We start from the raw sequence: 23485 nt of genomic DNA, 5'->3' as shown, positions 1-23485 counted from the left end.
GAGCCGATGATGAATCCAATTATTCGCGTACAGCAGGTCAGCCAGCGCTTCAATACCGCAGGCGGCGAGTTCCTCGCCCTCGATAACGTCAGTTTTGATATCCACCAAGGTGAAACCCTCAGCCTGATTGGTCACTCCGGCTGCGGAAAGTCCACGCTTCTCAATTTGATAGCCGGGCTGACGCAGCCGAGTAGCGGCGTGTTGCTGTGTGACAACTGCGAAATCAGCGGTCCCGGTCCGGAGCGTGCGGTGGTGTTCCAGAACCATTCGTTGCTGCCGTGGCTGACCGCCTACCAAAACGTGGAGCTGGCGGTGCAGCAAGTGTTCAAAGGAAAAATGAGCAAAAGAGAGATGAGCGAGTGGATCGAACACAACCTCAATCGCGTGCAGATGAGTCACGCGCTGCATAAGCGTCCGTCGGAGATCTCCGGCGGCATGAAGCAGCGTGTCGGGATTGCGCGTGCGCTGGCCATGCAGCCACGTGTGCTGCTGCTGGATGAACCGTTCGGTGCGCTGGATGCGCTAACGCGCGCTCATCTGCAAGACAGCGTGATGCGCATCCAGCAGGAGCTCAATACCACCATTGTGCTGATTACGCACGATGTCGATGAGGCGGTGTTGCTGTCAGATCGCGTGTTGATGATGACCAACGGCCCCGCCGCGCAGGTCGGTGACATTCTCAACATCGACCTGCCGCGTCCACGTTCACGGGTAGCGTTAGCCGACGAGCCGCGCTATCACCAGCTGCGTCAGCGGATTCTGCATTTCCTGTATGAAAAGCAAACGGCTGTGGCGTAAGGGGACAACCATGGTGCAGCGACTGGTAGTGATCGGAAACGGCATGGCGGCGATGCGCATGGTGGAAACCTTGCTGCAACGTGCGCCGGGTCGCTACGCCATCACGGTGATTGGCCGTGAGCCGCACGGCAATTACAACCGGGTGCTGCTGTCGCCGGTGCTGGCGGGCGAAAAAGCCTTCGCTGACACGGTGATCCACGAACCCGCATGGTATGCGGCACATCAGGTGCAGTTGCTGATGGGGGAAGAGGCGCTGCAGGTAGATATCCCTACGCGCACAGTACAAACCGACCAGCGCACACTGCACTGGGACAAGCTGGTGTTCGCCTGCGGTTCGAGGCCGCGCATGCCGGATCTGCCCGGCATCCATCGCCCACAGGTGCAGGGTTTCCGCACGGTACGAGACGTGGAGGCCATGCTCGCGCAGCAAGGTCCGGTGGTGCTGCTGGGCGGCGGATTGATTGGCGTGGAAGCCGCAGCGGCGCTGCGTCAGCGTGGACGTGACGTCACGCTGCTGCATCATCGTCCGTGGCTGCTTGATCGCCAGCTGGATGCCAAAGCGGGTGCGCTGTTGCAGCAGCATCTGGCACAGCGCGGTATTCGCTGTCGGCTCGGCGTCACTTTGCAGGCCATTGACGCCGAAAGCGTCACGCTCGGCGATGGGGCGGTTATCGCAGCGGAACAGGTGGTGATCGCCATCGGCGTGCTGCCGGAGATCGCGCTGGCGCAGGCGGCGGGCGTGCCTTGCCAGCGCGGCATTCTGGTTAACCGTCAACTGCAAACCGCGCTTCCGCATGTGTATGCGCTGGGTGAGTGCTGCGAAATCAGCGGCGAAACCTTTGGCTTGATTGCGCCTTGTCTGGCGCAGGCCGCCGTGCTGGCAGCACAACTGGCGGGTGAACCCGTGGCCGACTTTCACTATCAGGAAAACGGTACGCGGCTGAAAGTCAGCGGCATTGAGATGTTCAGTGCGGGCGATATCAGCGAAGGCGACGCCATCAGCAGCTTTGACCCGCTGCACCAGCACTATCGCCGACTGTTTTTGCGCAATGGCGCACTGCGCGGCGTGCTGCTGTTTGGCGACAGCCAGGCGGCAGGCACGCTGCTACCACAACTTCAACAGGCCGCGCAGGTGGGCATTAACGCGCTGTTCGGTCTTGACGACAACACAACGCAGCCAAGCGCTGCAGGAAGCCAGATGATGAGCAAACCTCTTCTCGCCGTGGTTGGACATGGCATGGTCAGCCACCATTTTCTCGAACAGCTGGTGAGTCGTGAACTGCATCAGCACTATCACATCGTGGTATACGGCGACGAGCCGCAGATGGCCTACGATCGCGTGCACCTTACCGAATACTTCAACGGCAAAAGCGCGGACGATTTGTCACTGGTCAGCGATAACTTCTTTCAGCAACACGGCGTCGAACTGCGCAGCGGTTGTGAAGTGGTGGCGATTGACAGTGCAAAACGCAGCCTGCGTGATGCCAGCGGCGCGGAATTGACCTGGGATAAACTGGTGCTGGCGACCGGCTCGGTGCCGTTTGTACCGCCGGTTCCCGGCCACGATCACGCGCGTTGTTTTGTATACCGCACACTGGCCGATCTGGATGCGATTGCTGACTGTGCCCGTAATGCGACGCGCGGGGTGGTGATTGGAGGCGGGCTGCTCGGACTGGAAGCCGCCAACGCATTGAAACAGCTCGGTCTGGAAACCCATGTGGTGGAGTTCGCGCCGCGTCTGATGGCGGTGCAATTGGATGACGGCGGCGCGCAGATGCTGCGCGGCAAAATCAGCGCGCTGGGCGTTCAAGTTCATACCAGCAAGCAAACTGAAGCGATTGAGAGTCTGCCGGATGGCAGCCTGCAGCTGCGTTTTGCCGATGGCAGCCTGCTGGCAACGGACCTGCTGGTATTTTCAGCGGGTATTCGTCCGCGTGATGCACTGGCGCGCGCCGCCGGTCTGCAACTGGGTGAACGCGGCGGCATTCTGATCAACGACGCTTGCGCCACCAGCGCCGCAGATGTCTATGCGATTGGTGAATGCGCGCTGTGGCAAGGGCAAATTTTCGGTTTGGTTGCGCCGGGATATCAAATGGCGCGCGTACTGGCGGCGCAGCTGGCGCAGGAAGAACTGGCGTTCAGCGGTGCCGACATGAGCACGAAACTGAAACTGCTCGGCGTGGAAGTGGCGTCATTTGGCGATGCGCACGGGCGCACCGCTGACAGCCAAAGTTATCAGTGGATCGATAATCCAAAGGGCATCTACAAAAAACTGGTGGTGTGCAAAGATCGCAAAACGCTGCTTGGCGGCGTGCTGGTGGGCGACAGCGCAGATTACGCCAGCCTGCTGCAGATGATGCTGAATCAGTTACCGTTACCAGAAGAGCCGGAAAGCCTGATTTTGCCCCAGTTAGCGGGTGCGCCGGCTAAAGCGCTGGGTGTCGCGGCGTTGCCAGACAGCGCGCAAATCTGCTCGTGCCATAACGTCAGCAAGGCGGACATTTGCGGGGCAGTGCAGGGCGGCTGCGGTGACATGGCGGCGATCAAAAGCTGCACCAAAGCGGCAACCGGCTGCGGTGGGTGTAGCGCATTAGTCAAACAGGTGATGGAGTTCCAGCTCGCCAGTCAGGGCGTGGAAGTGAAGAAGGATATCTGTGAACACTTTGCCTACTCGCGTCAAGAGCTGTATCACCTGATCCGCGTCGGCAACATCACCACCTTTGAGCAGCTATTGCAGCTCAACGGACGCGGACAGGGCTGTGAAGTGTGCAAGCCGCTGGTGGGATCATTGCTGGCATCATGCTGGAATGACTACTTACTGAAGCCCGAACATCTGCCGCTGCAGGATACCAACGATCGCTACTTCGCCAATATCCAGAAAGATGGCACCTATTCGGTGGTACCGCGTGTGCCAGCCGGTGAAATTACGCCGCAAGGGCTAATTGCGATTGGTGAAGTAGCCGCTCGTTACGATCTCTACACCAAAATCACCGGCGGTCAGCGCATCGATCTGTTCGGTGCGCGGCTCGATCAGTTACCGGATATCTGGGAACACTTAATCGCGGCGGGTTTTGAAACCGGTCACGCTTATGGCAAATCGCTGCGCACGGTAAAATCCTGCGTGGGGTCAACCTGGTGCCGTTACGGCGTGCAGGATTCTACCGCCTTCGCCATCGCATTAGAGAATCGCTACAAAGGGCTGCGCGCCCCGCACAAAATTAAAATGGCGGTTTCCGGCTGCACGCGTGAATGCGCTGAAGCGCAGAGCAAGGACATTGGCGTAATCGCCACGGAAAAAGGCTGGAACCTGTATGTCTGCGGCAACGGCGGGATGAAACCGCGTCATGCCGATTTGTTCGCCAGCGATCTCGATGATGAAACGCTGCTGCGCTACGTTGACCGCATCTTGATGTTCTATGTGCGCACCGCCGATCGTCTGCAGCGCACCAGCGTGTGGATGGATAACATGGAAGGCGGACTCGACTACCTGCGTCAGGTGGTGATCGAAGATTCACTCGGTATAGCCGTGCAACTGGAGCAGGAGATGCAGCGCGTGGTGGAGCGCTATCAGTGCGAATGGCACAGCACGCTGCAGGATCCTTCGCGTCGCGCCTTGTTTACCGCCACCGTCAACAGCGAGCAGCCTGACGAGACGCTCAACTATGTGCAGGTGCGCGGTCAGCGTCAGCCCGCGACGGCGGACAGCATTCCCGTTACCACGTTGCCGGCAGAACCCTGGAGTGCCATTTGCCTTGTCGACGCTATCCCGCCGTCTGCGGGCATGGGTGCGCGGTTAGGCGGTCAGCGTGTGGCCTTGTTCCGCTTGGGCGAGGCGATTTATGCGCTGGAAGATATTGAGCCCGGCACGCAAGCCAGCGTGCTGTCGCGTGGCATTCTCGGCGACGTAGCGGGCGAGCCGGTGGTGATATCACCGCTCTACAAGCAGCGCGTGCGGCTGCGCGACGGACAAAGTCTCGATAACGCCGAGCATCAGCTGCGCTGCTGGCCGGTGCGCGTGGAGGGCGGCAAAGTGTGGCTCGGGCATCAGCCGATTATTGCGCTGGCGGCGGCCTCATGAAAACCACCTGTCCGTACTGCGGCGTGGGCTGTGGCGTGGAGGTGAAAGCCCTCGATGCGCCGGTGAGCGGCGACCGCCAGCATCCGGCTAATTTCGGTCGGCTGTGCGTCAAAGGTTCAGCGCTGGGCGAGACCCTGATGCATGACGGTCGTTTGCTCTGGCCGCAGATTGATGGTCAGCGCGTCAGTATCGATGCCGCACTGGACCATGTGGCGGCGGGTTTCCGGCGCATCATCGATCAACATGGCCCGCAGGCGGTGGCCTTTTACGGCTCCGGTCAACTGCTAACGGAGGATTATTACACCGCCAATAAGCTGATGAAGGGCTTTATTGGCTCTGCCAACATCGATACCAATTCACGGCTGTGTATGGCTTCGGCGGTGGTGGGTTACAAACGCGCTTTCGGTGCCGATGCGGTGCCGTGCTGCTATAACGATCTTGAACAAGCCGATGTTGTGGTGTTAGTCGGCTCCAACGCGGCATGGGCGCATCCAGTGGCGTGGCAGCGGCTGGTGCAGGCCAAAGCCGAACGCCCTGAGATGCAGCTGGTGGTGATCGATCCGCGTCGTACTGCCAGCTGTGACCTTGCTGATGTTCATCTGGCGCTGCAACCGGGATCTGATAGCGCGCTGTTTGCCGGGCTGCTGAACTGGCTGGCGCACCATGCGGGTATCGATGCCAGTATGTTGCCGCATCTGGCCAATGTGGAAGCGACCTTAGCCGCCTGTGAGGCGTGGGATGTGGCGACGGTCGCCGCTGCCTGCCAGCTGAGTGAGCATGACATTGTGGCATTTTGGCAGCTGTTCGCAGCGCAGCCGCGCGTGCTGACGCTGTGGTGCATGGGCATCAATCAGTCACAAACCGGCAGCGATAACAACAACGCCATCCTCAATGCGCATCTGCTCAGCGGCAAAATCGGCCGTGCGGGCTGCGGACCGTTTTCGCTGACCGGACAGCCCAACGCCATGGGCGGCCGTGAAGTGGGCGGCTTAGCCAATCAGCTGGCGGCGCACATGGGCTTTAGCGCAGCAGAGGTTGATCGTGTTGCGCGCTTTTGGGGGAGCGATCGTGTTGCGGAGCAGCCGGGACTGACGGCAGTTTATCTGTTCAATGCCATCGAACGCGGCGACGTCAAGGCAGTGTGGATCATGGGTACCAATCCTGCCGTTTCGATGCCGGAAGGTAACCGCGTGGCACACGCGCTGGCGAAATGCGAGCTGGTGGTGGTGTCGGAAGTCAGCGCCCACAGCGACACGGCACAATTTGCTGATGTGCTACTGCCGGCGCAGGCATGGGGCGAGAAAAACGGCACCGTGACCAATTCGGAGCGGCGTATCTCACGCCAGCGCAGTTTTATTGCGCCAGCCGGTGAGGCCAAAGCGGATTGGTGGCTGCTGGCGCAGGTGGCGCAGCGACTCGGTTTTGGCGCGGCCTTTGCCTGGCAGCATCCAGGCGAGATTTTCGCCGAGCATGCCGCGCTGTCTGGTTTTGAGAATCGCGGCACGCGCGCCTTTGATATCAGCGCGCTGGCAACCATCACGCGTGAGCAATATGACCAGTTAGCCCCGGTGCAGTGGCCGATCACTGCCGCGTCACCCAACGGCACCGCGCGGCTGTTTGCCGATCGCCGCTTTTACCATGCCGATGGAAAAGCGTGTCTGCTGCCGCCCGCGATACCGGTTAAAACCCTCATGACCACTGATTATCCGCTGCTGATGAATACCGGCCGCATCCGCGATCAGTGGCACACCATGACGCGCACCGGCAACGTGCCGCGACTGATGCAGCATTACGATGAACCCTTTGTCGCGCTAAATCCGCTGGATGCGGCGGCGTACGGCTTGAGCCACGGCGATGTGACGCGCGTGCAGTCGGCGCTGGGCTGGTGCAGTGGACGCGTCACCCTCGACAGCGGCCTGCAGCGTGGGCAAATCTTTGTGCCGATGCACTGGACAAGACAGTTCAGCGGGCAGGCCAACGTCGATGGATTAGTCGCGGCCAGCTGTTGTCCCGATTCCGCTCAGCCAGCGTTAAAACAAACGGCGGTGCGCTTGCAACTACTGCGTCCAGCGTGGCAAGGCTGGCTGTGGCTGCCGGACATCATCACGCCGCCTGCACTACTCTACTGGTCGCGAGCCCCACAGCCCGGCGTGCAGCGCTATGTGCTGGCGGGCAGCGCTCATGCTGGCGAATGGCTGATGCAACTGCCGGGCATGTCCGCATTGCAATGGCAGCAGGCGCAGGCGGGACAGCAATTGCACTGGCTTGGCTGGCGCGAGGGCAAGTTGGCATGCGCCTTTTATGCCGCGCCCTGGCTACCAGACATCGATCACCCATTTATCGCGCGGGCCTTCAGCCAGCCGCCCGATTTGCCGCAGCAGCGACATGCGCTGTTGGGCGGGCGACCGGCGCAGGGCGGCAGCCACGGACGTACCCTTTGCAGCTGCTTTGGCGTCGGTGAAGTGGCGATTCGCCGGGCCATCGCTGAGGGCTGTGATTCCCCGGCAGCGCTCGGCGCGGTGTTGAAATGCGGCACCAACTGTGGCTCCTGTATCCCGGAGCTCAAACAACTGCTCTCATCTCTGCGCGTGGCGCAGTAACGGAAAACATCATGACGCAAGCCAGTGAATCCCTCGACAAGCTGTTTAATCCGCGTGACGGCGAACACGCGCAAGGTGGCGTCTGGCTAGTTGGGGCTGGGCCGGGAGACGTAGAACTGCTCACCTTAAAAGCATGGAGGCTGATCAACAGCGCCGACGTTGTGGTGTATGACCGGTTGGTGAGCGAGGCGATCATGGCGGAAGTGCCGCCGGAGACGCTGGCGATTGATGTCGGCAAGAAGCCCGGCAGCCACGGGTTAAAGCAGGCGCAAACTAATCAGCTGCTGGTGGATTTAGCCCGCAGCGGGCGGCAAGTGGTGCGGCTCAAAGGCGGCGATCCCTTTATTTTCGGGCGCGGCGGTGAAGAGATGCTCTATCTGCAACAGGCGGGAATAGCCTGCCAGATCGTGCCGGGTATTACCGCCGCCGCCGGATGCGCGGCAGCCAGCGGCATTCCGCTAACGCACCGTGATTGCGCACAGTCGCTGCGGTTAATTACCGGTCACGGCAAAAGCGGTGAACCGCAGCTGGATGATGCCAGCCTCGCCGCCAATAACCAGACGCTGGTGTTTTATATGGGGCTGAAGTGGAGCGCCAGCATCAGCGCACAGCTGCAGGCGCAGGGCCGCAACGCGCAGACGCCGGTGGCAATCATTGAGAATGGCACGCGTGCCGATCAGCGGGTGATGATCACTACGCTGGCTGAGTTGGCACACACTGTTGAGGTGCAACAAGCCCAATCGCCGGCGTTATTGTTGGTGGGTGACGTGGTGCACTTTTATCGCCAACCGGTCAGGATTAATGCACATTCGAGCAATGTAGCGGCGCCATTTATGGCGACCAATCAGCCCGCAATTTCACTTATGGCTAAATAAGCTCACATTTCCCCCCTTTAATCCGCGCTTTAGCCTGTCAGGGTTTTGGCATTCTATGCTCAGAATTCCTGCCAGCTGAGGTAAGTCGTGGCTGAAGAGAGTAACGAGGACAAAACAGAATCGCCCACGCCCCACCGACTTGAAAAAGCGCGTGAGGAGGGGCAGATTCCGCGTTCGCGCGAGCTGACTTCAGTGATGATGCTGTTGATTGGATTGCTGATCCTGTGGGTCGGCGGCAACAGCATGGCGGAGCGTCTGGCCAGCATGGTCGCCACCGGATTTCGTTTTGATCACGGCATGGTAAACGATGACAAAGTGATCATTGGTCATATCGGCAGCCTGATTAAGCAGGCGGTGATCGCGCTGCTGCCGCTGATGGGCGGCTTAGTAGTGGTGGCGATTGCCGGGCCGATGGCGCTGGGCGGCCTTAACTTCAGCGGCAAATCCATTAAGTTCGATCTCAAAAAGCTCAACCCGCTTACCGGTATTGGCCGCATGTTCTCCGGCCAAACCGCTGCAGAGCTGGTGAAATCGATCATGAAAGCGGTGCTGGTTGGGCTGGTGGCTGGCTGGTACATCTGGAGCCATTGGGAAGAGATGCTGCGTTTGATGAGCGAATCGCCGATCAACGCGCTACATCATGGTTTGTCGATGATCGCCGCCTGCTGTGGGCTGATCATGCTGGGCCTGTTCCCGATGGTGGGTTTTGATGTGTTCTGGCAGCTCTACAGCTACTTCAAAAAGCTGAAGATGACGCGCCAGGAGATCCGCGACGAACACAAACAAAACGAAGGCGACCCGCACGTTAAAGGGCGTATTCGCCAGGCGATGCGCGCGGCGGCTCGCCGTCGCATGATGGCTGATGTACCGAAAGCCGACGTTATCGTCACTAACCCGACGCACTACTCGGTGGCGCTGAAGTATCAGGAAGGCAAGATGAGTGCGCCCAAAGTGGTGGCCAAAGGCGCGGGCGATATCGCCCTGAAGATTCGTGAGCTCGCCAAAGAGCACCGCATCCCGATTCTCGAAGCACCGCCGCTGGCGCGTGCGTTGTATCGACACACCGAAATTGGTCAGTTCATCCCCGGCGCGCTGTATGGCGCGGTAGCGGAAGTGCTGGCCTGGGTTTGGCAGCTGCGACGCTGGAAGCGCGAAGGCGGCCTGATTCCAAACAAACCAAAAAACCTGCCGGTTCCGGCAGACATGGACTTTGCAGGAGAGAACACTAACGATGGCTAATTTAGCCGAGAAGCTGCGTTTACCGGGCAACTTTAAAGACACGCAATGGCAGGTGCTGGCGGGCCCGGTACTGATCATGTTGATCTTGTCGATGATGGTGCTGCCGTTACCCGCATTCATTCTTGACCTGCTGTTCACCTTTAACATTGCGCTGTCGATCATGGTGCTGCTGGTGGCGATGTTCACCCAGCGCACGCTAGAGTTCGCCGCCTTCCCGACCATTCTGCTGTTCTCGACGCTGCTGCGTCTGGCGCTGAACGTTGCGTCAACCCGTATCATTCTGTTGGAGGGCCATACCGGCGCCGATGCGGCCGGACGCGTGGTGGAAGCCTTCGGTCACTTCCTCGTTGGCGGTAACTTCGCCATCGGTATCGTGGTGTTCATCATCCTCGTTATCATCAACTTCATGGTTATCACCAAGGGTGCGGGACGTATTGCCGAAGTCGGCGCGCGTTTTGTGCTGGATGGGATGCCCGGTAAGCAGATGGCGATTGATGCTGACCTCAACGCCGGCTTGATTGGCGAACAGGAAGCCAAGCAACGCCGTACGGAAGTGACGCAGGAAGCCGATTTCTACGGCTCAATGGACGGTGCGAGTAAGTTCGTTCGTGGTGACGCCATCGCCGGCATCCTGATCATGGTGATCAACATCATCGGCGGCCTGTTGGTCGGCGTGGTGCAGCACGGCATGGATCTCGGTCACGCCGGTGAAACCTACACGCTGTTGACCATCGGTGACGGCCTGGTAGCACAGATTCCAGCGCTGGTGATCTCCACCGCCGCAGGTGTCATCGTAACGCGCGTGGGCACCGATCAGGACGTCGGCGAGCAGATGGTAACGCAGCTATTCAAGAACCCGCGCGTGCTGATGCTGAGCGGCGGCGTGATTGGTTTGCTCGGCCTGGTGCCGGGCATGCCAAACCTGGTGTTCCTGCTGTTTACCGCTGCGCTATTAGGACTTGCCTGGTGGTTACGCGGTCGCGAAATGCAGCCGAAGAAACCGGCAGAAGCCTCCAGTCTGGTGAAAACCCAGGAAACGCCGGCCACGGTGGAAGCGTCGTGGACCGATGTGCAGCTGGAAGATTCGCTCGGTATGGAAGTGGGTTATCGCCTGATTCCGATGGTCGATCACCTGCAAAACGGCGAACTTTTGGGGCGTATCCGCAGTATTCGTAAGAAGGTGGCACAAGAGGTGGGCTTCCTGCCGCCGGTGGTGCATATCCGTGACAACATGGAACTGCCACCCGCGCGTTACCGCATCCTGATGAAAGGCGTAGAAATTGGCAGCGGCGATGCTTACCCGGGCCGCTGGATGGCGATCAACCCCGGCACCGCCGCTGGTTCGCTGCCGGGCGAGCCAACCGTCGATCCGGCCTTTGGTCTGGCGGCGATCTGGATCGACAGCGCCCTGAAAGAGCAGGCGCAGATTCAGGGCTTTACCGTGGTGGAAGCCAGCACCGTGGTGGCGACGCACCTCAATCACCTGATTGGCCAATACGCCAGCGAGCTGTTTGGCCGTCAGGAAGCGCAGCAGCTGTTGGATCGCGTCACGCAAGAGATGCCGAAGCTGACCGAAGATCTGGTGCCGGGCGTCATCACGCTGACTACGCTGCACAAAGTGCTGCAAAACCTGCTGACCGAGCGCGTCTCGATTCGCGATATGCGCACCATTATTGAAACGCTGGCGGAACATGCGCCAGTGCAGAACGATCCGCAAGAGCTCACCAGCGTTGTGCGTGTGGCGCTGGGACGGGCGATTACCCAACAGTGGTTCCCGGGCAACGGCGAAGTGCAGGTGATCGGCCTGGATGCCACGCTGGAACGCCTGTTGCTGCAGGCGCTGCAAGGCGGCGGTGGACTCGAGCCAGGTCTGGCAGATCGCTTACTGGTGCAGGCGCAAGGCGCACTGCAGCAGCAAGAGATGGCAGGCGCGCCGCCGGTGCTGCTGGTCAATCATCCGCTGCGTGCGTTGCTGGCACGCTTCCTGCGGCGCAATCTGCCGCAGCTGATTGTGCTGTCGAATATGGAGCTGACCGACAACCGTCAAATCCGCATGACCGCCACCATTGGAGGCAAGTAATGCGTCGCTGGTGCTGGGCATTAATGCTGATGCCGTTGATGGCGCTGCCGCTGGCTGTTGATGCGTCCAGCGGTGCCTGGACAGCCAACGCCAGCGGCCCAAGCCTTGGCGTGCGCGGTAACTGGCTGATGACGCCTGCGCTGCGTGCGCCTTCCAGCGCGCCGGGCAATATTTCGCTGGTGTACTGGCGTTATCAGCTCAGCCGTCCTGCGCCCTCGGGTTTGGTGGTGCGCTTATGTGCGGGCGATCGTTGTGTCGAGATTGAAGGCGCCAGCGGCAGTACCCGCGGCTTAGCCAACGTGGCGGCGGAAGAGACGCTGCATCTGGCATTTGGCTTTAAGGGGAAGGGCGCCTTGCCGCCCGGCTTACGCGTGGTGAGCAGTGAAGTGACGGTGAATTATCAGTAACGCGTGTTACCTCGGCGACGCGCCCTGCGCCGCCGAGTGCATGGATTAAGGCTTATCTACCTGACCGTAAATCGGGGGTGAAGCCAGTTTTGCATCCTCTCTTAACCCTTTCACCTGCTTCGCATTTACTTTGGCCGCCGCCGGATTACCAAACTGCTGGGTAACAAAGTTACTGACATCCGCCACCTGCTGGTCACTCAGCTCAGGCGCAAAAGGCGGCATAAAGACTTCTCCCTCGCGCATATGGCGATGCACACCGTTTAGGACCACCGATACCACGTTCAGCGCATCTGCCGCGCCGGTGCTGGTGTGGTGGAACAGCGATGGATAGGCATGGAAACCGCTGCCCGATCCCGCACCTTCCGCGCCGTGACAGCTGGCACAGTTACCGGCAAACACCACCGCGCCGGGCTGAGCATTGCGGGTCGCCTCATCGGCGCCGCGCAGTGCAATCAGCGCGGTGGAAGGTTGTCCCCAGCTGTCGCGCGCGCGGGTTTGCTGGGCGTCCGGCTGCGGCTTAACGCTGCGCAGATAGGTGGCGATGTCCTGCAGATCACTCTCGGGGAGATATTGCAGGCTGTGCTCAATCGCTTCGGCCATCGGCCCGGAGGCGCTGGCTTTGTTGGCGACAAAGCCGGTTTTCAGGTAGGTCACCAGCTGCTGCTGGCTCCAGTCACCGATGCCTGCCTGCTTATCGGGTGTGATGTTGTACGCCATCCAGCCGCCGAGATCGCCGCCGGCCAATGCTTTATCGTTGTCCATGCCCATGGTCAGATTACGCGGCGTATGGCAGGTGCCGCAGTGCGCCAGCGCTTCAACCAGATAGCGGCCGTTATTCCACTGCGCGCTCTGCTGCGTATCGTTCTGCAATTCGCCTTTATCGAAGTTAAACCACTTCCAGAAGCGCATGCCCCAGCGTTGGTTGAACGGGAACGGCAGGTCGGTTTGCGGTGAAGCCTGATGCACCGGCGGCATCGACATGAGATAGGCTTTGATTGCCAGCACATCGTCACGCTTCATTTTGGTAAAGGAGTCATATGGCATCGCCGGATAGAGTTGCTCGCCGTTTTTGCCAATGCCGTCGCGCACCGCAGCAACGAACTGATCGTCACTCCAGCTGCCGATACCGTACTGCTTATCAGAGGAGATATTGCTGCCCCAGATCTGGCCGAAAGGCGTACTGACCGCAAAGCCGCCGCCAAACAGCGGGCCGTTGGTGGCGGTATGACAGGCGGTACAGTCACCAGCGCGCGCCAGATATTCGCCGCGCTTAATTTGAGCGGCATTGTCTGCCGCCTGCGCCACGGCGCACTGCATCAGGACCACCGCGATAGCGGCCTGAATCAATACAGGTTTCATCGGGTGCTCCTTACAAGCTTGCCAGAACGCTATCGGCCATACGCAGCGCCAGCGCGGTTCCGGTCAGCGTTGAGTTGACCGTCGAGGCCGACGGCATAATACCGGTACCGGCGATAAACAGGTTCGGGTGATCGTGGGTGCGACAGTGACCATCCACCACCGAATCCTGCGGATTGCTGCCCATGATCATGGTACCGGTGATATGTTGGTTGTTGTCGTAGACGCCGCGTTTGCTGTAGACCGCCTCGGTGCCGCCCATCTCTTTCACCATGCGCTGGAAGTCGATCATCGACTGGTCATAGCCGCGATGCACGTAGTCCGGGAAGCGGTAGTAAACCTCGAGGCGGGGAATGCCCCAGGCATCCTTCTCGGTTTTGCTCAGCGTGACGCGGTTCTGCGGCTCCGGCAGCATCTCCAGCAGACACTTGAGCTGAACAAAACGCTCGGCCTGGAAGGCCAGCTTGTCGTTGAGCGCCTTGCCGTAATAGCCCTGACGCACCAGACGTTCGGTGAGATAACGCACCGGCGAGGTGTTGGCGAGGTCGATACGCAGCGCCGAGCGCTCACCACGGAAATCGCCGTCGCGCATATTGTTGATGCTGCCAGGACGCATCGGCCCACGGCCAAACCACACCGGCTCATCGGCGTAGAACTCTACCGACGATCCTGGATGATCCATCAGGTTGCGGCCCACCATGCCGGAACTGTTGGCGATGCCGTTCGGGTAGCGATCGCTGGTGGAGAGCAGCAGGATTTTCGGGCTTTCGATGCCGTTGGCGGTCAGGACAAACTGTTTGCCAGTGACGCGATGGCCCGCTTTGTTCTGATCGAGATAGTGCACCGCCTGAATGGTGCCTTTGTCGTCAGCCTCAATGCGGAACACCACCGCATTGGTGACGATTTTGACACCGGCATCCAGCGCCTTACGCGCGGCGATGCCGCCGTGGTACTGCGCATCGATCGGGCAAACCGGCATGCAGTTGTTGTTGCCGCAGCAGGCCGGGCGACCGTCATAGGCGATACTGTTACGCGCCTGCGGACCAATGCCCACCTCATAACCCAGCGGACCGAGTCGCTGCTTCAGACGATCGAAGCCATACGGCAGCGGAATGCCCGGCAACGGATAAGGGCGCGAACGCGGCGAAGCCAGATCGCTGTCACCGGACACGCCCATCTGGTATTCGGCGTCGCAGTAATAGGGTTCCAGCTCGTCATAGCTGATCGGCCAGTCGCGGCCAATGCCGTACAGCGACTGAATGCGCATATCGTTCGGCAACAGGCGGAACGCTTGTCCAGCCCAGTGCCATGTGGTGCCGCCGGTGCCGCGCAGATATTGGGCGCGATAGGGATCCGGGCCTTTTTGAATCAGGTAATTGTTATCGCTGGGAATGAATTTAGGCTGCGGTGCCCACGGCTGCGGCGGATACGGTTCGGTGAAGTCGCCCTTAAACGGCGAGTTGCGGAAATACTCCACCGCCTGATCGCGCTTAATCTCCGGGCCGGACTCCAGCATCAATACCGAAGCGCCTGCTTTGGCCATCTTCAGCGCCGCCAGTGAACCGGCAATGCCGGCGCCAATCACCACCACATCGGCGCTTAATGAATCAGACATGTGCTCTCCTTGCAGGCGGCTGCGTCCAGAAGTTAGGTTGCCCCGACGCGTAGCTCGGTGGTAACAGGGAATCACGCACCAGCTGATAGCTGACGATATTCTCAAAAGCGATACATTGCGGGCGCGGCAGCGGGCCGACAATGCCGAGATACCAGCCGGAAACCAGCGCCTGATAAAGATCGTCGAGTGCTTTGGGTTGGGTACTCAGCAGCGCCAGCAGGCTGCTGCCGTTGGCGGCAGGTTGTTGCTGCAGCAGCGCGCTGAGCGTATCGAGCTGGCTGTCCAGCTGCGGGAAATTTGCGTGCAGCCAGCTGTAGAGGCGCTGCGCCAGCAAGGCATCCGGCTGGTCCAGTCCGGTTAATCGGACGGAAATCGCAGTAAAACTGGCGGACGGAGCCACTGCGGCGGCCAGCGGTGGCGAGGCGAAAGCCAGGCTGCCGGGGAGCGCCTGCGTCAGGACGCCAGCCACCAACAGGCCCGCCGTGCCGGTCAGCAACCGGCGGCGTGAAAGAGTCATCATGGAAATCCCCGAAAGTTATTTCAGCGCCTGAGCGGCAGCCTCTGAAGCCTGATTATCCAGATCCTGTTTGGGGGTGCTGACGCCAACCGCGCCGACCACTTCATTCTGCAGCGTGAGCGGGAAACCGCCGCCGAGCGCCACCGCGTGCGGGATGGCGAGAACCGTGGTTTCGCCGCTCTGCAGACGCTGCATAAATTTCAGGGAAGGGGCGTGATACAGCGCCGAGGTGCGCGCTTTACCAATGGCGGCATCGACGCAGCCCGGCGATGCGCCGTCAAGGCGCTGGAAGGCCAGCAGCGTACCGCTGGCATCAACCACCGCTACACAGCCGGTGCTGTGCTGCGCGCTGATGCTATTTTTGACGCTGGTCATTACCTGGTTGGTGTGGCTGGCGTCCAGCGCGGCGGCGCTGGCCTGGCCAATACCCGCTGCCAGCAGCAGGGAAAGGGCGACAGATGCTCTAATCTTCATGTTTTGCTTCCGATAGTTATTGTTTTAAAACCTGCTTCTCGTCTCGCTTACGCTACGCTGTAGCAAAAATGTAAACAATTGCCGATAAACAAAACGCATACCTCTATGCGTATAACTCATTGAGGTGGATAGATCTTATCCAGCGTCTGTTGCCAGACGAACGGCGTGAGTTGTTGATAGCGCAGGGAGCGGGCGTTTAACGCATCAATCAGCCCTTGCTGCGTGGCAACAATCGCTGCGCTCATGGCGGCCGGTACCTTGACGTCCTGCAGCGTTTTCACCACTTCCTGCATCTCTTCGGCGCGTCGCTGGCCGTGCTCCGCCACGCGGCTAATCAGGTAGTGCGGCAGCTGATCGTTCCAGCCCAGCGACGGGAAACTGGCGTGCAGCGAGTCGAGCACCGCTTGCTCTACGCCATACTGGCGCGCCGCGCTCAGGCATTCGGTGGTCAGCGCTTCGAGGCCTTTGATCATCACGCTGCGGCACATCTTAATCGCTGAAGCTTCACCCACTTCGCCACCCAGCAGGCGGCTGTTGAGGCCCAGCTGTTGCAGCAGCGGCTGCACCTGTGCAGCCTGAGCGCCACCAATCAGCAGCGGCGTGGCCAGCCGCTTAGGCGGCACCGGCGCCATCACCGCTACGTCGATATAGCCGGCACCCGCAGCGTGAATCACTTCAGCCGCGGCGCGTTTGGTGTGCGGTGCCACCGAGTTGAGATCGAGAAAGTGCTGCCCGTCCTGTAACAGCGCTGCCGCCTGCTGCGCCACGTTGAGGGCCTGCGACGCGGTAACGGTGGAGAACACCAGCGCGGCGTCCTGCAATGCATCCGCCAGCGAAGCGGCCAGCCGCACGCCGCTCTGCTGCGCTTTTTGCTGCAGCGCGGGCAGGGTTTCTGCCGCGAGGGCTTTGCGATCCCACACCGTCACCGCATTGCCCTGCGCTTTTAAATCATGGGCAAGAATGCCGCCCGCTTCGCCAAAACCGATAAAGGTGATGTTCATCAATTACTCCTTGTTGAAGGCCAGACCGCCGCCGGAATCATGACTTCACCGGCGAAAATGGCACGCGCGGTGCGCAACAGACCGCAGCCCGCCAGCGGGTTATCGCCTTCGCGCTGCAGCAGCACGCTAAATTCACCGCTGGGATGTTCCACGCTCAGCCGCTGTTGAGGTTGCTGGCTGGTGCGTGCCAGTCCGTCTGCGACGCTGCCGGGGATCAGGCAGGCGCTGGCAACGCTGACCGCGCCAAGCACGCCAATCGAGGCGTGGCAGCGTTGTGGAATAAAGGTGCGTGAGCTGATGGCGCCGCCGTGACGCGCTTCGGCCAGCAGCGTGACTTTGGGCACCGTACGCTGGCTGACATCCCCTAAATTCATCCGCGGCCCAGCCTGCAGGCGGATCGACTCCAGCCGCTGCTTGAGCTCGCTGTCGTTATCCAGCGTTTCGCGGCTTTCATAGCCGCTGCGATTGACATCCGCTGCACGCACCAGGATCACCGGCATGCCGTTGTCGATGCAGGTGACATCGATGCCATCAAAACGATCGCGCGGCTGACCGGTTGGCAGTAGCGCGCCACAGCTCGAACCGGCAATGTCTTTGAAGGTGAGGGCGATTTCGCCTGCGCTGCCCGGTACGCCATCAATGCGTAAGTCGCCGTCATAGTCGACTTCACCGTCGGGCGTGGCGAACACCGCCTCGGCAATCTGCCCGGTGTTCTGCATGAAAATGCGCACACGGGTGCGTTGATTGCCTGCTTTTACCAGCCCGCGTTCCACGGCGAAAGGCCCGACGGCGGCGAGGATATTGCCGCAGTTTTGCCCGTAATCGACGCGGGCTTGATCGACGTTGACCTGGGCAAACAGGTAATCGACATCGGCATCGTCACGGTGTGAAGCGCTGACGATCGCCACTTTGCTGGTGAGCGGATCGGCCCCGCCGAGGCCGTCAATTTGACGGATATCGGGCGAACCCATCACCGCCAGCAGTACCGGATCGCGGGCCGCCGGTTCGGCTGGCAGATCCTGTGCCAGAAAGCAGGCGGCTTTGGAGGTGCCGCCGCGCATCAGTAAGCAGGGAATGCGACGCTGGCGCATGGTTTACTCCTCCAGTTGATCGAGCGTGTCGAGATAGCGCAGTCCTTTTTCTGCCAGACGCGGACGCATCTGATAGATATCCAGTCCCAGCTCACCGGCCGCTAAACGCAGGCGTTTGCTCTCTTCCAGCTCTTCACGCTGACGCGCGTTGGCCGCCACGCTGGCGGCTTCACCGCGTGCCACCACCACCACGCCGTCGTCATCGGCGACGATAACGTCACCCGGCCAGATCAACTGCCCGGCACACACCAGCGGCACATTCACCGAGCCGAGCGTCTCTTTCACCGTGCCCTGCGCATATACCGCACGCGACCAGACGGCAAAACCCATTTCGCGTAACGTGCGGCTATCGCGCACACCGACATCCGCCACCAGCCCGCGCACGCCGCGCGCCTGCAGCGAGGTCGCCAGCAGATCGCCGAAGAAGCCGTCGCTGCACGGCGAGGTTGGCGCAACCACCAGCACATCGCCCGGCTGACAGAGCTCCACCGCGACGTGAAACATCCAGTTATCGCCGGGTGCGACCAGCACGGTGACCGCGCTGCCCGCAATAGCACAATCCTGCTGAATCGGGCGAAGGGCAGGATCGAGCAAACCTTTACGCCCCTGCGCTTCATGCACGGTGGCGACGCCAAAGCGCGCCAGCGCGTCGATATCGGTGGCTGCCGCGCGCGGGATGTGGCGCACCGCGACGCCTTTTTTCGCGATGATGCTCATGCCAGATCCTCCGTCACGCGCGGGAAGATGCTCTGATAACCTTCGCCATAAATGATCTCGCGGCTGGTGGTAATGCCGACGTTACGCTTGGCCTGCACGCCGCGCTGCTGCGCTACGCGCGTGTAGTATTCCCACAGATGTTCCTGCCCGGCCATGCACTGAATCGCCTGATATTTTTTGTCCCACACCGAGGTGATATCCAGCAGCACATCCGGCTTCCAGTTGCACTGCTCAGGCTGGTGCGGTTCGAAGCAGTACACCGGCGGCGCACCGACGATTTTTTCGCCCGGGCGGTAGCCTTCGGCCTGGGCGATAATGCGCGCCTCCTGCGCCAGATGCGTGGCCATTGGGTGATCGTAGTTGTAGGGATCCTGCAAGGAATGGGTCAGAACAAAGTGCGGTTGCACCCGGCGATAGACGTCCGCGAGGCGGAACAGGGTTTCTTTATCGGCACGCAGCGGATAATCGCCGAGATCAAAAAATTCAATGCTGGCACCGAGGATCTCGGCGGCGGCCTGCGCCTCGCTGCGGCGGGCGGCTTTGACTTTCGCCTCGCTCATCTCCCCCTTGCGCCACAGCTTGGCCGACTCGCCGCGCTCGCCAAATGAGAGGCAGACAACGTGAACGTCATAGCCCTGCGCATGGTGCAGCGCGATGGCACCGCCAGCGCGCCAGACGAAATCTGCTGAGTGAGCGCTGACCACCAGCGCGGTTTTTTTTGGGGTGTTGTTAGTCATGGCATACTCCTCCGCTGTTTTTTCCATGCTGTCACTGCCCACCTGGCGGCGATAATTCATTTCATTGCAGCGGGTATGCGTTTTATTTATATTGCGACATCGATCGGTGGTGAAAACAGGCAGGGAAAGATGGCGGAAAAGGGCACGCAGGAGCTGACAAATCTGATGCAAATCAGGGCATTTAGTCAGGTGGTGGCACAAGGCAGTGTCTCACGGGCGGCAGATGAATTATTTCGCACCCAGTCGGCCATTACCCGCGCTATTCGCGACCTGGAACTGACGTTAGGCGTCACACTATTTGAACGTCACGCCGGCGGCATGATGCTGACTGACTTCGGTAAATGTGTGCTGCCGCGTGCGCTGCGGGCGATTGAGGAACTGCATCAGGTACCGCAGCGGCTGGCTAAATTGCAGGGACGCGGTGCGCAGCGTAGCGATGCGGAACCGCTGTGGCTGTTTAACGTGCGTCGGCTGCAAATTTTTATCACGCTGTGCCAGACGCGGCATATGCAGACGGTAGCAGCGCGTCTTGGACTGAGCCAGCCGGCGGTGAGCGCCGCGCTGCGCGTGCTGGAAAACGGCGCGGGCATCGCGCTGCTGGAGCGCACGCCGCACGGCATGATGCCTTCGCTGGCCGGACGTGAAATCGAAGCCAACGTGCGGCGTGCGCTGAATGAATTGCGCCACATTCCGGCCGATATCGCTGCCCGCAGCGGGATACTCGAGGGAACGGTGCGCGTGGGCGCATTGCCGCTGGGACGCACGCGTATCCTGCCGCAGGCGATCGTGATGCTGACGGCGCGCTATCCGGGCGTGCGCGTGGTCACCAGTGAAAGCGCCTTTGGCGTGCTGGCCTCGGAAATGCGCTCGGGCGATATCGATTTTATTTTTGGCGCGCTGCGCCGCGATGAAGATGCGCTGGACGTCACGCGCGAGACGCTGTTCTCCGAACGTATGGTGCTGCTGGCGCGTCACGATCATCCGCTGGTGGGACGTGAGCTCTCTACCGATGATCTGCGCGCGGCGCGTTGGGTGCTGCCGCGTTCGGCCACGCCGGCACGTTATCTATTGAATAACAGTTTTCAGGCGATGGGCATTCCGGCACCCGATCCGGTGGTGGAGACCGGCGATCTGGCGTTGGTGCGCGGCTTGCTGATGCAGTCGGATATGCTGGCGGCGGTCTCTGCTCACCAGCTGGAAGTGGAACTGGCGTCCGGCGCGCTGGTGGCGTTGCCGGTGCCTTTGCCGGATACCGATCGCGCTATCGGGCTGACGGTGCGGGCGGGCTGTCTGCACTCACCGGCAGCGGATGCGTTGATCCGCTGCCTGCGTGAAGTGTGCGGGCAGGACCAATAATCAACCTGCGCGCGCCGCTTCCATCAACGCATAGCGGTAACCGCGAATGCCGTAGCCGCAGATCACGCCTTGTGCGACGTCGGAAAGATAGGAGTGATGACGGAACGGCTCACGCTTGTGCACGTTGGTGATGTGCACTTCCCACAGCGGCAACCCCACGCCGGTGACCGCATCGCGGATCGCCACCGAGGTGTGCGTCCACGCCGCCGGGTTGATCACCAGCGCCTGCGCTTCGAGACGCGCCTGCTGAATCCACTCAATCATTTCCCCTTCGTGGTTGGTCTGGCGAAACTCAATCGCCACGCCCAGCTCTTCCGCCGTTGCGCGGCACAGCGCTTCCACGCTTTGCAGCGTGTCGGAACCGTAGGTTTCTGGCTCGCGGGTGCCCAGCAGATTGAGGTTCGGGCCGTTCAGTACATAGATGGTTCTCATCGTGACTCCTGTAATTCAGTAAAACCAAACAGCCGCTGTGGCGTGTGCCAAAGCACCTGACGGCGGCTCTTTTCATCGGGGATCAGCTGTTCGATCAGCAGCAGTTGCGTGCCCATATCCATGCGTTCACTGGCGCGCAGGAAAGGCCAGTCCGATCCCCACATGCAGTTTTCCGCGCCGAAAGCGTCCAGCAATGCCAGCAAATAGGGATGTCCATCGCTGAAGGGATAGGGCTGCCGGGAGAATTTCGCCAGCCCGGAGAGCTTGACGCTGGTGCGCTGCTGGCCGGCCAGCGACAGCAGCGCCTGAAAGGCTGGTTGTGCTACGCCCGCGCTGACGTCAGGCCGACCGGAGTGATCGATCAGCAAACGCGTGCGGGTGCGTGACAGCAGCGGCATCAGCGCCAGTAGCTGATCGTTTTGCACCTGAATCTGGGCAAAGAGATCCAACTCCGCCAGCCTGCCCATCAGGGCATCAAGCTGGAGAAACGGCTCGGTGCCCAGCATCGCCACGTTAAGCGCAATGCCGACGATGCCTTGATCTTTCAGGCTGGCGAGCGTGTCGCTCTCCACGTCACGCGGCGTGACGGCAATGCCCTTGAAACGGCCCTCACCGCGCTTGATGGTATCCAGCAGGCAGCGGTTATCGGTGTTATATCCCGACGTCGGGCCGACAATCAGCGAGTGGCGGATGTTGTACGCCTGCATCACAGCACGATAGTAATCCGGCGTCGCCAGCTCGTGTCCGTCCGGGTTATAGGCGCTCTCGGGCGCCCAGGGAAAGTTTACTGGATCAAAAACGTGGTGATGGCAGTCGATGACCGGTTGCGTAAACATCAGTCTGCTTTCCCCGCCACCGAGTAGAGCACCTGCTGATTGCGCGTCTGCTGGAACTGTTCCAGCGTTTCACCGCGCATCGCTGAGTAGATATGCAGGTTAGAGACGCCCACCACCGCACCCAGTTTTTCCAGCAGGAAGAAGCTGACGCCGTAATGGATCATGCCGCGCCAGTCGAGCTGGGTAATCAGCGTTTGCTCTTCAGCGCTCAGCCCGGCTTCCTGATACAGCGCCTGCGGAGCTTCGCGGAATCGCTTGCGCCACTCTGGCTGAATCATGCGGTGCAGGAAGCGGTTTATGCGCAGCGCTTTCAGGCTGCGCGCCTGGGTGAACGGATAGGTGCCGGGCAGTTTTTCCACGCCGCTGAGCTGCAGGTTGATCTTATCGCGCTGACGCTGGTGCACATCGACCGGCGCTTCGCGTGACTGATTTTCGAGGATCAGCGTGGCGATCCCGGTCATCGAAGGCAGATAGTAATCCTGATGCAGTTTCTCGACGTTGGCCGACAGCGCACCGCGCATGATCAGCCACATAATCACTTCCGCACCTTCCAGGCCGCCGAGCGTGGCGTATTCAGCCAGCGTTATTTCGGTCAGGCGCTCGGGATCGTTGATCAACAGATCGATAAACTGCGCATCCCATTCGGGATTGTTGAAGCCGCAGCGCTCGCCGTGTACCTGATGTGAAACGCCGCCGGTCGCGACCACCGCGACTTTCAGATCCTCCGGGAAACTTTCTACCGCGCGCTTCAGCGCCTGGCCGAGTTTATAGCAGCGACGCGCCGTCGGGATTGGGAACTGCAACACGCCGACCGCCAGCGGAACCACCTGCATCGGCCAGCCGCCTTGCCACGGTGCCAGCGCCGACAGCGGCGAAAACAGGCCGTGATCCAGCGCTTTGTCCTGGAAGAATGACATATCGAACTCATCCGCCATCAGGCTGGCACCAATATGCTGTGACAGCGCCGCATGGCCTTTTACCGGCGGCAGATCGCGCGGGCCGCCGCCTTCATCCGCAACGGCATATTCGTCATCAATGCCCAGCACAAACGCCGAGTAGTGATCAAAAAAGAAGGAGGTGACGTGATCGTTAAACACATACAGCAGCACGTCCGGTTTTTTCTCCTCCAGCCAGCGCTGCATCGGGGCAAAGCCATCGAAAATCGGGGCCCATGCGCCTTCCTGCTGCTTGTTGTGATCAACCGCAAAGCCAATGGTGGGAGTATGGGAAACCGCTAAACCGCCTATGATTTTAGCCATAATTTTTTGACCTCTAC

Annotated in this window: 19 protein-coding genes; 8 read left to right on the top strand and 11 right to left on the bottom strand. The window is 60.5% G+C overall.

Annotation, left to right across the window (positions count from 1 at the left end; translation table 11 throughout):
• The first annotated feature begins 9 nt into the window (after nt 1–9).
• From FCN45_RS11210 to FCN45_RS11180, 7 genes are all read left to right on the top strand, one after another.
• The gene (locus FCN45_RS11210; RefSeq protein WP_137386882.1) at nt 10–798 is read left to right on the top strand and encodes an ABC transporter ATP-binding protein; all 789 of its coding nucleotides are present in this window, start codon (nt 10–12) and stop codon (nt 796–798) included.
• A 10-nt stretch (nt 799–808) separates the two neighbouring features.
• Nucleotides 809–4876: a nitrite reductase large subunit NirB gene (nirB, locus tag FCN45_RS11205; RefSeq protein ID WP_137385965.1), complete on the top strand. Its 4068-nt coding sequence runs from the start codon at nt 809–811 to the stop codon at nt 4874–4876.
• Nucleotides 4873–7476, top strand: a complete 2604-nt coding sequence (locus FCN45_RS11200; protein WP_137385964.1) for a nitrate reductase — start codon at nt 4873–4875, stop codon at nt 7474–7476. The genes nirB and FCN45_RS11200 overlap by 4 nt, the downstream gene beginning before the upstream one ends.
• An 11-nt stretch (nt 7477–7487) precedes the next feature.
• On the top strand, nt 7488–8351 hold the full coding sequence (cobA, locus tag FCN45_RS11195) for a uroporphyrinogen-III C-methyltransferase (RefSeq protein WP_137385963.1): 864 nt from the start codon (nt 7488–7490) through the stop codon (nt 8349–8351).
• Between the two features lie 87 nt (nt 8352–8438).
• Nucleotides 8439–9590, top strand: coding sequence for a flagellar biosynthesis protein FlhB (gene flhB, locus FCN45_RS11190; protein WP_101764132.1), 1152 nt, complete (start codon nt 8439–8441; stop codon nt 9588–9590).
• The gene (gene flhA / locus FCN45_RS11185; RefSeq protein WP_101764133.1) at nt 9583–11670 is read left to right on the top strand and encodes a flagellar biosynthesis protein FlhA; all 2088 of its coding nucleotides are present in this window, start codon (nt 9583–9585) and stop codon (nt 11668–11670) included. The genes flhB and flhA overlap by 8 nt, the downstream gene beginning before the upstream one ends.
• Entirely contained in the window at nt 11670–12077 is a 408-nt protein-coding gene (locus FCN45_RS11180; protein WP_137385962.1) for a flagellar protein FlhE, read from the top strand. The genes flhA and FCN45_RS11180 overlap by 1 nt, the downstream gene beginning before the upstream one ends.
• 45 nt (nt 12078–12122) lie before the next feature.
• Here FCN45_RS11180 and FCN45_RS11175 read toward each other — a convergent pair whose 3' ends face one another.
• The 8 genes from FCN45_RS11175 to galB all read right to left on the bottom strand — a co-directional run bounded on the left by FCN45_RS11175 (nt 12123) and on the right by galB (nt 19585).
• Nucleotides 12123–13436: a cytochrome c gene (locus FCN45_RS11175; RefSeq protein ID WP_137385961.1), complete on the bottom strand. Its 1314-nt coding sequence runs from the start codon at nt 13434–13436 to the stop codon at nt 12123–12125.
• Nucleotides 13437–13446: 10 nt separating this feature from the next.
• Nucleotides 13447–15048 (bottom strand): GMC family oxidoreductase, encoded by a 1602-nt coding sequence (locus FCN45_RS11170; protein WP_137385960.1) that lies wholly within the window; start codon nt 15046–15048, stop codon nt 13447–13449.
• Nucleotides 15041–15568: a sugar dehydrogenase complex small subunit gene (locus tag FCN45_RS11165; RefSeq protein WP_137385959.1), complete on the bottom strand. Its 528-nt coding sequence runs from the start codon at nt 15566–15568 to the stop codon at nt 15041–15043. Before FCN45_RS11165 ends, FCN45_RS11170 begins: the two co-directional genes overlap by 8 nt.
• 15 nt (nt 15569–15583) lie before the next feature.
• On the bottom strand, nt 15584–16039 hold the full coding sequence (locus FCN45_RS11160; protein WP_101764138.1) for a heme-binding protein: 456 nt from the start codon (nt 16037–16039) through the stop codon (nt 15584–15586).
• Nucleotides 16040–16155: 116 nt separating this feature from the next.
• On the bottom strand, nt 16156–17040 hold the full coding sequence (locus FCN45_RS11155; protein ID WP_137385958.1) for an NAD(P)-dependent oxidoreductase: 885 nt from the start codon (nt 17038–17040) through the stop codon (nt 16156–16158).
• Nucleotides 17040–18131 carry a 4-oxalomesaconate tautomerase gene (locus tag FCN45_RS11150; RefSeq protein ID WP_137385957.1) on the bottom strand — a complete coding sequence of 364 codons (1092 nt, stop codon included), beginning with the start codon at nt 18129–18131 and terminating at the stop codon, nt 17040–17042. Before FCN45_RS11150 ends, FCN45_RS11155 begins: the two co-directional genes overlap by 1 nt.
• Nucleotides 18132–18134: 3 nt before the next feature.
• A complete protein-coding gene (locus FCN45_RS11145) occupies nt 18135–18848 on the bottom strand; it encodes a 4-carboxy-4-hydroxy-2-oxoadipate aldolase/oxaloacetate decarboxylase (RefSeq protein WP_137385956.1) in 714 nt (237 codons plus the stop codon).
• A complete protein-coding gene (gene galB / locus FCN45_RS11140) occupies nt 18845–19585 on the bottom strand; it encodes a 4-oxalmesaconate hydratase (protein ID WP_137385955.1) in 741 nt (246 codons plus the stop codon). Before galB ends, FCN45_RS11145 begins: the two co-directional genes overlap by 4 nt.
• Nucleotides 19586–19714: 129 nt before the next feature.
• Between galB and FCN45_RS11135 the strand changes: the two genes are divergently transcribed.
• The gene (locus tag FCN45_RS11135) at nt 19715–20941 is read left to right on the top strand and encodes a LysR family transcriptional regulator (RefSeq protein WP_137385954.1); all 1227 of its coding nucleotides are present in this window, start codon (nt 19715–19717) and stop codon (nt 20939–20941) included.
• Here FCN45_RS11135 and aroQ read toward each other — a convergent pair whose 3' ends face one another.
• From aroQ to FCN45_RS11120, 3 genes are read right to left on the bottom strand one after another with little or no spacing between them, the layout of a single operon-like run.
• On the bottom strand, nt 20942–21373 hold the full coding sequence (gene aroQ, locus FCN45_RS11130) for a type II 3-dehydroquinate dehydratase (protein WP_137385953.1): 432 nt from the start codon (nt 21371–21373) through the stop codon (nt 20942–20944).
• A complete protein-coding gene (locus FCN45_RS11125; protein ID WP_137385952.1) occupies nt 21370–22209 on the bottom strand; it encodes an amidohydrolase in 840 nt (279 codons plus the stop codon). The genes aroQ and FCN45_RS11125 overlap by 4 nt, the downstream gene beginning before the upstream one ends.
• On the bottom strand, nt 22209–23468 hold the full coding sequence (locus FCN45_RS11120; protein ID WP_137385951.1) for a gallate dioxygenase: 1260 nt from the start codon (nt 23466–23468) through the stop codon (nt 22209–22211). The genes FCN45_RS11125 and FCN45_RS11120 overlap by 1 nt, the downstream gene beginning before the upstream one ends.
• Nucleotides 23469–23485: the final 17 nt, after the last annotated feature.

Source organism: Pantoea sp. SO10 (assembly GCF_005281435.1).
GTDB lineage: Bacteria > Pseudomonadota > Gammaproteobacteria > Enterobacterales > Enterobacteriaceae > Pantoea > Pantoea leporis.
This window is presented reverse-complemented; position numbering and strand designations above follow the sequence as displayed.

Excerpts from the sequence above, each read along its gene's own strand:
- FCN45_RS11170 (WP_137385960.1), bottom strand. The coding sequence starts at position 15,048 with ATGTCTGATTCATTAAGCGCCGATGTGGTGGTGATTGGCGCCGGCATT.
- FCN45_RS11120 (WP_137385951.1), bottom strand. The coding sequence starts at position 23,468 with ATGGCTAAAATCATAGGCGGTTTAGCGGTTTCCCATACTCCCACCATT.
- nirB (WP_137385965.1), top strand. The coding sequence starts at position 809 with ATGGTGCAGCGACTGGTAGTGATCGGAAACGGCATGGCGGCGATGCGC.
- FCN45_RS11165 (WP_137385959.1), bottom strand. The coding sequence starts at position 15,568 with ATGATGACTCTTTCACGCCGCCGGTTGCTGACCGGCACGGCGGGCCTG.
- FCN45_RS11160 (WP_101764138.1), bottom strand. The coding sequence starts at position 16,039 with ATGAAGATTAGAGCATCTGTCGCCCTTTCCCTGCTGCTGGCAGCGGGT.
- cobA (WP_137385963.1), top strand. The coding sequence starts at position 7,488 with ATGACGCAAGCCAGTGAATCCCTCGACAAGCTGTTTAATCCGCGTGAC.
- FCN45_RS11135 (WP_137385954.1), top strand. The coding sequence starts at position 19,715 with ATGGCGGAAAAGGGCACGCAGGAGCTGACAAATCTGATGCAAATCAGG.
- FCN45_RS11145 (WP_137385956.1), bottom strand. The coding sequence starts at position 18,848 with ATGAGCATCATCGCGAAAAAAGGCGTCGCGGTGCGCCACATCCCGCGC.
- FCN45_RS11200 (WP_137385964.1), top strand. The coding sequence starts at position 4,873 with ATGAAAACCACCTGTCCGTACTGCGGCGTGGGCTGTGGCGTGGAGGTG.
- FCN45_RS11150 (WP_137385957.1), bottom strand. The coding sequence starts at position 18,131 with ATGCGCCAGCGTCGCATTCCCTGCTTACTGATGCGCGGCGGCACCTCC.
- FCN45_RS11210 (WP_137386882.1), top strand. The coding sequence starts at position 10 with ATGAATCCAATTATTCGCGTACAGCAGGTCAGCCAGCGCTTCAATACC.
- FCN45_RS11180 (WP_137385962.1), top strand. The coding sequence starts at position 11,670 with ATGCGTCGCTGGTGCTGGGCATTAATGCTGATGCCGTTGATGGCGCTG.
- FCN45_RS11155 (WP_137385958.1), bottom strand. The coding sequence starts at position 17,040 with ATGAACATCACCTTTATCGGTTTTGGCGAAGCGGGCGGCATTCTTGCC.
- flhA (WP_101764133.1), top strand. The coding sequence starts at position 9,583 with ATGGCTAATTTAGCCGAGAAGCTGCGTTTACCGGGCAACTTTAAAGAC.
- aroQ (WP_137385953.1), bottom strand. The coding sequence starts at position 21,373 with ATGAGAACCATCTATGTACTGAACGGCCCGAACCTCAATCTGCTGGGC.
- galB (WP_137385955.1), bottom strand. The coding sequence starts at position 19,585 with ATGACTAACAACACCCCAAAAAAAACCGCGCTGGTGGTCAGCGCTCAC.
- FCN45_RS11125 (WP_137385952.1), bottom strand. The coding sequence starts at position 22,209 with ATGTTTACGCAACCGGTCATCGACTGCCATCACCACGTTTTTGATCCA.
- FCN45_RS11175 (WP_137385961.1), bottom strand. The coding sequence starts at position 13,436 with ATGAAACCTGTATTGATTCAGGCCGCTATCGCGGTGGTCCTGATGCAG.